Annotated in this window: 2 protein-coding genes; both read right to left on the bottom strand. The window is 28.5% G+C overall.

Annotation, left to right across the window (positions count from 1 at the left end):
- Positions 1 to 253: 253 nt before the first annotated feature.
- Entirely contained in the window at positions 254 to 748 is a 495-nt protein-coding gene (locus KW502_RS15195; protein WP_219041397.1) for a hypothetical protein, read from the bottom strand.
- Positions 749 to 752: 4 nt separating this feature from the next.
- Positions 753 to 1,307 carry a hypothetical protein gene (locus KW502_RS15190; RefSeq protein WP_219041396.1) on the bottom strand — a complete coding sequence of 185 codons (555 nt, stop codon included), beginning with the start codon at positions 1,305 to 1,307 and terminating at the stop codon, positions 753 to 755.
- Between the last annotated feature and the right edge of the window lie 259 nt (positions 1,308 to 1,566).

Raw genomic sequence — 1,566 nt, 5'->3', positions numbered from 1 at the left:
AATAAAGGCTGAGCTGTTCGCGGTCTTGTCCTTGTTGGTATTCCATACCTTAAAAATAAACATACCAAAGATCATATCCTGAAAAATAATCGGTAAAGATGGCATGGTTTTGAGACAGTCTGACGGTATTGTATAACAATCAGTTGCGGGTTGATTAAAAACTAAGATAGCTAAAATTACCGACTTTTATGCTTGCGCGGTTGTGTCCGCAGGACACAAAGCCGCAATTGTTGTTATAAATTGTTGTACACAGTTATTTTATCTTTTCAAAAATATATATTGTCGGCTCGTTATTTCTAGATGCAATAGATCTGAACTTAAAAATTAGTTTTTCATCCATAAAATCATATTCCGCTTTTTTATTCATAATACGTTTTGTTCTTGCTTTAACTTTCAGATTCATATTCTTTTGATTGATGATTTCATAAGTTCCGCTTAATCTCAGTGTATTTTCCTTTCTTCTGTGGTCAAGGTATAGATAAAACTTTCCTTCTTTAGTGAAAATAAATTCGTTATGGGAAGAAAATGCTCTAATTTCTGCAATTCCATCTTGGTGAGATACCTTGTTACTATGTCTTCGGTCAAATTCAGTTGTAGTAGAAATTGAATCTGTTTTTGTATTTATATAAACTTCACTGTTGTCAATAGAAATAACTTTCCATTCTCCTATAATGTTTTCTTTATTTTGAGAATAAAGAATTGAACTGAAAATTAAAACTACAATTAAAATAAAGTTTTTAAAAATCATAATTCTATTCAATTCGTTTATAATATTCTGTAATTATCCCACTAACAAACGAAGATCTTCCATTTTCTGATTCTTTTCCTGAATTATAAATTTTTAAGTAATTATTTGTTTTGTCTACTTTAAAACTCCAGATACTATTATCTTTAAATACTAAACTGGTTAAATCTGAAAATATATCATATTGACTTGCAAACTCTAATTTTTCAGTTTGAGTTAGATTTTTTTTAGATATTTTTCTTTTATAAAAGAAAATTCTATCTTCAGTAATTTTAATATACTTTGTTATCTTTTTTTTATTTTTCTTCTTAACACAACAAGAACATTCGCTATCAAAATATTCCCAAACTCCAATAATATTCTTTTTGAAGTGTTTCTGTTCAGTTGTTTTGAGTGAGTCTAATTTTTGGGCATTTTCTTCGCTTTTAACATATAAATATTTACTAATTGATTGAGAAATCTCTGGTTTAACTGTAGTAGGAAATTCTAACTTATCAATATTTTGACTTAGCAAAACTTGATTTAAAAATAAATATATAATAAGAATGGGTGTTTTTTTCATAATTGTGTACAACGGTAATGTATATCAAAAGTTGTGATGGTTTAGTTCACTAATATAGCAAATATTAGGGAACTAGTTGTTTATTTGAGTGTAGTCCAAATAAGCAACTACCTCACAATTTTAGATATACACTGTGCCTGTTGCACAATTTACTAAAAAAGATTAATTTCATGATATGCAAGGCAAAAAAGTATATCAAGAGCAGTTATTCAACAGTTTTCGGTTGAGTGACCGCGTACCGCCCACAAATTTCTACCGC

The sequence above is a fragment of the Mesonia aestuariivivens genome (assembly GCF_019311235.1).
GTDB lineage: Bacteria > Bacteroidota > Bacteroidia > Flavobacteriales > Flavobacteriaceae > Mesonia > Mesonia aestuariivivens.
Note: the sequence above shows the minus strand (reverse complement) of the source record. Positions and strands in the feature narration are given on the sequence as shown.